The 5,788-nt window shown below is 62.6% G+C and carries 7 protein-coding genes; all 7 read right to left on the bottom strand.

Annotation, left to right across the window (positions count from 1 at the left end):
• On the bottom strand, window positions 1-293 hold a 293-nt coding region (locus tag B2M20_RS18415; protein WP_139372960.1), incomplete at its 3' end, for a DUF983 domain-containing protein.
• A 77-nt stretch (window positions 294-370) separates the two neighbouring features.
• Window positions 371-1,225: a cytochrome c oxidase subunit 3 gene (locus tag B2M20_RS18420; protein WP_079448467.1), complete on the bottom strand. Its 855-nt coding sequence runs from the start codon at window positions 1,223-1,225 to the stop codon at window positions 371-373.
• Between the two features lie 95 nt (window positions 1,226-1,320).
• Window positions 1,321-1,971, bottom strand: coding sequence for a cytochrome c oxidase assembly protein (locus B2M20_RS18425; RefSeq protein ID WP_079448468.1), 651 nt, complete (start codon window positions 1,969-1,971; stop codon window positions 1,321-1,323).
• 6 nt (window positions 1,972-1,977) lie between these two features.
• Complete coding sequence (locus tag B2M20_RS18430) at window positions 1,978-2,148, bottom strand: CoxF protein (protein WP_079448469.1); 171 nt, start codon at window positions 2,146-2,148, stop codon at window positions 1,978-1,980.
• Window positions 2,149-2,163: 15 nt separating this feature from the next.
• The gene (locus B2M20_RS18435) at window positions 2,164-3,102 is read right to left on the bottom strand and encodes a heme o synthase (RefSeq protein ID WP_079448470.1); all 939 of its coding nucleotides are present in this window, start codon (window positions 3,100-3,102) and stop codon (window positions 2,164-2,166) included.
• Window positions 3,103-3,155: 53 nt separating this feature from the next.
• On the bottom strand, window positions 3,156-4,781 hold the full coding sequence (gene ctaD / locus B2M20_RS18440) for a cytochrome c oxidase subunit I (protein ID WP_079448471.1): 1,626 nt from the start codon (window positions 4,779-4,781) through the stop codon (window positions 3,156-3,158).
• 128 nt (window positions 4,782-4,909) lie between these two features.
• Window positions 4,910-5,764: a cytochrome c oxidase subunit II gene (gene coxB / locus B2M20_RS18445; protein WP_079448472.1), complete on the bottom strand. Its 855-nt coding sequence runs from the start codon at window positions 5,762-5,764 to the stop codon at window positions 4,910-4,912.
• Between the last annotated feature and the right edge of the window lie 24 nt (window positions 5,765-5,788).

Here is a 5,788-nt window from a genome sequence, read left to right on the forward strand (position 1 = left end):
GTAACAGCGAGGACTGTTGGGATCCAGAGAGCAGCGTGGATCCAGAGGGCTGGCTGATACTTGACTTCGACGACGAGTGCGGCGGCGACGACGATGAATCCCGCGATGAGGATGATGAACACGGCGGGACCGTCGCCGGCGTCGATGAAGGCGTAATCCTGCTCGCAAGCCTCGCAGGCGGGCCGCAGGGTCAGGAATCCGGAGAAGAGTTTTCCCTTGCCGCAGCGCGGGCATTTGCAGGCGAGCCCGCGCAGGATGGTCTGGGACAATGTCGGCCGAGCGAGATTGGACATCAGCGTTTCTTCCGAAAGAGAAAAGGGCGGCCCGGCGGCCGCCCTTGTCTTGATGGTGTTGAGCGGGCTGGTCCCGGTCAGTGCGCGGCGTGCGCCATGGCCGCGGCGCCGTTGCCCCAGACATAGATGCAGACGAACAGGAACAGCCACACCACGTCGACGAAATGCCAGTACCAGGCGGCGAATTCGAAGCCGAGGTGCTGGGAGGGCGTGAAGTGTCCCGCATTGGCGCGGAACAGGCAGACGATCAGGAAGATGGTGCCGACCAGCACATGGAAGCCGTGGAAGCCGGTCGCCATGAAGAAGGTGGCGCCGTAGACGTTGCCGGCGAAGCTGAAGGCGGCGTGATGATACTCATAGGCCTGCACGCAGGTGAAGACGGCGCCGAGCGCGATGGTCAGGATCAATCCCCACTTCAGCCCCTTGCGGTCGCCATTGAGCAGGGCATGGTGCGCCCAGGTCACGGTGGTGCCCGAGGTCAGAAGGATCAGGGTGTTGAGCAACGGCAGGTGCCAGGGATCGAAGGTCTGGATGCCCTTGGGCGGCCAGACACCGCCGAACAGCGCGTCGCGCGTCATATGCACGGGATCGCCCGGGAACAGCGCGGAGTTGAAGAAGGCCCAGAACCAGGCGACGAAGAACATCACCTCGGAGCAGATGAACAGGATCATGCCGTAGCGATGGCTGATCTGCACCACGCGGGTGTGATCGCCCTTGTGCTCGGCTTCGCGGATCACATCCGCCCACCAGCTCGCCATGGTGTAGAGCACGCCGATCAGGCCGATGCCGAAAATGATCGGCGCGGCCGCGGTCAGATGATGCATCCACAGGATCGCCCCGACGGCCATGATGAAAGCCGCGGTCGCGCCTACGATCGGCCACGGACTCGGGTCGACCAGGTGGTAATCGTGCTTGACTTGCGCCGTAGCCATTGCGGTCTCTCTCCGTTAGCGGTGCCGGCGGTATTGGGCACCTATTGATCTCAAAACAAAACGCGTCGGTAACAAAACGCGTCGGCCCTCAAAGCTCAGATGCTTCCCCCTGGCCTGTCCGGCTCGTTGACCGCCACCGGCTTGGGCGCGGCCTTCTTCACCGGAAAGAAGGTATAGGACAGGGTGATGGTATTGACGCCGTCGTTCTCGCTGTCGGCGGCGAAAGCCTGATCGACATAGAAGACGACGGCCATCTCCCGCTTCTCACCGGGCGCCAGGGTTTGCTCGGTGAAACAGAAGCAGTTGATCTTGGTGAAATAGGATCCGACTGTCAGCGGCGTGACGTTATAGGCCGCCTGCCCCATGGTGGTCGCCGCCACCTCGTTGGTGATGGTGTAATGGACGGTGGTGACCTCGCCGACCCGGACCTTTATCTCGGTCTGTTCCGGCTCGAACTTCCAGGGCAGCCCGCCCGAGACGTTGGAGTCGAAGCGTACGGCCACCGTGCGTTCCAGCGGCTTGGACTGGGGGGCCTCCCCTGCCACCTGCGTCGTTCCGTTGAAGCCGGTGACGCGGCAGAACCAGTTGTAGAACGGCACCGACGCATAGGCGGCGCCGACCATCAGGGCAACCAGCAGGCCGCAAGCGGCGCCGACCTTCACGTCGCGGCCAATGCGCGGCGTCGCCTTCGGCCGGGCCAAGGCTGCGGTAGCGGGTTGCTGCGGGTGCTGCGGCGCGTCCGTCATCTCAAATCACATCGGACGGACGAGAACGCCCGGCCCCTTGATGAAGGTGACCGCGAAAAACAGCAGGACCATGAGCCCCAGCGCCCAGGCGATCGCGATCGACCGCTCGCGCCGGCGCTTCTTCTGGGCCTCGGTGAGAACGATCCCGTCTCCGTCCGGCTTGTTGTTGCTGTCCATCGGTTCATGCGCCCTCTACCAGATCAACGGCGCGATGGCCTTCGCAACCACATCGAGCAGCAGAACGGCAAACAGCGCGAACAGATAGAGGATCGAGAAGGCGAACAACCGCCGCGTGGCGCGTAGCGCCGCGCTGCCGGTGCGATGGCGATAGACATTGATCGCGAACACCAGCATGCCGGCGCCGAGGATCAGCGACGTGACACCATAAATCCAATCGAAGTAGCCGAGCGGCCAGGGCGCGGCGGCGACCGCCACCAGCACGATGGTATAGAGCAGGATCTGCAGCCGGGTCGCATCGGGACCGGCAACCACCGGCAACATCGGCACGCCGGCGCGGGTGTAGTCGTCGTTGCGGAACAGCGCCAGCGCCCAGAAATGCGGCGGCGTCCAGAAGAAGATGATCAGGAACAGAAGCAGCGGCTCCACCGACAGCGACCCCGTCGCAGCCGCCCACGCCACCACCGGCGGCAGCGCACCGGCGGCGCCGCCAATCACGATGTTCTGCGCGGTCCGCCGCTTCAGTCCCATCGTGTAGATCACAACATAAAAGAAGATCGTGAAGGCGAGCAGGCCCCCGGCATACCAGTTGACCAGAGCGCCGAGCGTCATCACCGAGAAGAACGACAGCGTGAGGCCGAACCCCATCGCCTCGCCGCGGGTGATGCGGCCGCGCGGGATCGGCCGGTTGGCCGTGCGCGACATCAGCACGTCGATATCGCCTTCCAGCGCCATGTTCAGCGCGCCGGAGGCGCCGGCTCCGACCGCGATGCAGAGAATCGAGATGAAGCCCAGGACCGGGTGAACATGGCCCGGCGCGATCATCAGCCCGACCAGCGCGGTGAAGATCACGAGCGACATCACCCGTGGCTTCAGCAGCGCGAAGTAATCGGCGACACTCGCCTCCGAGATCCGGGGCGGCAGTTCAACGGCTTTTTGATCAACAACCGACACGATACACCCGCTTGTTGGTGCGCGGCGCGTCGAGCGCGCCGCGCACAGTCACATTACTGCACCTTCGGCAGGGTGGAGAACTGGTGGAACGGCGGCGGTGACGACAGCGTCCATTCCAGCGTGGTTGCACCTTCACCCCACGGATTGTCCGCCGCCTGCTCCTTGCGAGCAAAGGCGTCGACCAAGCCGTAAAGGAAGACCACAGCGCCAAACCCAGCGATAAAGGCGCCGTAGGACGAGATCTCGTTCCAGCCCGCGAACGCATCCGGATAGTCAACCGAGCGCCGCATCATGCCCTGCAGCCCGAGGAAGTGCTGCGGGAAGAACAGGACGTTGGCGCCGATGAACATCAGCCAGAAGTGCAGCTTGGCGATGGTCTCGTTGTACATGTAGCCGGAGATCTTCGGGAACCAGTAGTACCAGCCCGCGAAGATCGAGAACACCGCGGCAATGCCCATCACGTAGTGGAAGTGCGCGATGACGTAGTAGGTCTCCTGCATCACCCGGTCGACGCCCGCATTGGCCAGCACCACGCCGGTCACGCCGCCAACCGTGAACAGGAAGATGAAGCCGATCGCAAACAGCATCGGCGCCTTGAACTCGATCGAGCCGCCCCACATGGTGGCGATCCACGAGAACACCTTCACGCCGGTCGGCACCGCGATCACCATCGTGGCGGCGACGAAGTAAGCCTGCGCCGTCGACACCATGCCGACCGTGTACATGTGGTGCGCCCACACGACGAAGCCGATGCCGCCGATCGCGACCATCGCATAGGCCATGCCGAGATAGCCGAAGATCGGCTTCTTCGAGAACGTCGAGATCACATGGCTGATCATGCCGAAGCCCGGCAAAATCAGGATGTACACCTCGGGATGACCGAAGAACCAGAACAGATGCTGGAACAGCACCGGATCGCCGCCGCCGTCGGCAGCGAAGAACGTGGTGCCGAAGTTACGATCGGTCAAAAGCATGGTGATCGCACCCGCCAGAACCGGCAGCGACAACAAGAGCAGCCACACCGTCACCAGGATCGACCAGACGAACAGCGGCATCTTGTGCAAGGTCATACCAGGCGCGCGCATGTTGAAGATCGTGGTGATGAAGTTGATCGCGCCCAAAATCGAGGAGGCGCCGGCCAGATGCACCGCGAGGATCACGAAATCCACCGACGGTCCGGGATGACCGCTCGTCGACAGCGGCGCATACAGCGTCCAGCCCGTGCCCGCGCCCGCCGCGCCCGGCTCACCTTCCACGAACGTGGAGGTCAGCAACAGCGCAAACGCCGCCGGCAGCAGCCAGAACGAGATGTTGTTCATCCGCGGAAACGCCATGTCGGGCGCCCCGATCATCAGCGGCACGAACCAGTTGCCGAAGCCGCCGATCATCGCAGGCATCACCATGAAGAAGATCATGATCAGGCCGTGCGAGGTCACAAAGACGTTGTAGGTATGCGCAGGATCAAAAACCTGCACGCCGGGATACATCAGTTCCGCCCGGATGCCCATCGACATCAGGCCGCCGATGATCCCCGCGACGATGGCGAACACCAGGTACATAGTCCCGATGTCCTTGTGATTGGTCGAATACGCAAAGCGCCGCCACCCTGTCGGGTGGTGCGCATGGTCGCCATGATCGTCATGGCCGTGGTCGTGAGCATGTGCTGCGGTTGTTGCCATTGTCTAATCCTGTCTTTCGTCCCTTGAAGTCCTTCGAACGAACCTTGGCGGCATCCCTTGGGGTGCAATCCCTTGGGGCGACGTCCCTTTAGCGGTTGTCGCCCCGTCGAAATCGCCCAACGCGACGCCTAGCGCATCACGTCGGCAGCTGACGCCACCGCGTTCGCCGGGTTCGAGGCAAACTTCTTCTTCGCGGTTTCAATCCAGGCCGCAAAATCCTGCTCGCTCACCACACGAACCGCAATCGGCATGAAGGCGTGATCCCGCCCGCACAGTTCCGAGCACTGGCCGTAAAACACGCCCGTCTTGGTGGCCTTGAACCAAGTCTCGTTGAGACGGCCCGGGATCGCGTCCACCTTGATGCCGAACGCCGGAACGCCAAACGAATGAATGACATCGGCCCCGGTCACCTGAACCCGGACGATCTTGTTCACAGGAACAACCAGCTCGTTGTCCACCGCAAGCATCCGTGGCTGCTTCTCATGCGCCATCAGCGAGTCAAACTCAAACTTGCCGTTGTCCGGATACGCGTAGCTCCAGTACCACTGCTTGCCGACCGCCTTCACCGTCAGGTCAGCCTTCGGAAGATCAAGCTGCTCAAACAAAAGCCGGAACGACGGAACCGCAATGCCAACCAGGATCAAAACCGGAATGATCGTCCACGCAACCTCGATCATCGTGTTGTGGGTCGTCTTCGACGGAACCGGATTGGACCGCGCGTTGAAACGCAACATCGCCACAATCAGCAGGCCCGTCACAAACAGCGTGATCAGCGTGATCACAACCAGAAGCCCGCTATGCATCCGCGCAACGCTCTCCATGACAGGCGTCACACCCGTCTGAAGTCCATACGCCCACGGATGCGGTTGACCAAGCTCCTCCGCCGATACCGCACCACTCGCGGCAAGCGCCGCTCCGCCAAACGCTAATCCCAGAAACCGGCGGCCAAACCGGCGGCCAGACTGGCCCATCGACATCTTCATGCCGCTCGCGCTCCTTGTCATAAA

The organism is Nitrobacter vulgaris (assembly GCF_002028545.1).
In the GTDB taxonomy this organism is placed as follows: Bacteria; Pseudomonadota; Alphaproteobacteria; order Rhizobiales; family Xanthobacteraceae; genus Nitrobacter; species Nitrobacter vulgaris.

Coding starts and splice junctions, on each gene's coding strand:
- B2M20_RS18420 (WP_079448467.1), bottom strand. CDS start 1,225: ATGGCTACGGCGCAAGTCAAGCACGATTACCACCTGGTCGACCCGAGT.
- B2M20_RS18425 (WP_079448468.1), bottom strand. CDS start 1,971: ATGACGGACGCGCCGCAGCACCCGCAGCAACCCGCTACCGCAGCCTTG.
- B2M20_RS18430 (WP_079448469.1), bottom strand. CDS start 2,148: ATGGACAGCAACAACAAGCCGGACGGAGACGGGATCGTTCTCACCGAG.
- ctaD (WP_079448471.1), bottom strand. CDS start 4,781: ATGGCAACAACCGCAGCACATGCTCACGACCACGGCCATGACGATCAT.
- coxB (WP_079448472.1), bottom strand. CDS start 5,764: ATGAAGATGTCGATGGGCCAGTCTGGCCGCCGGTTTGGCCGCCGGTTT.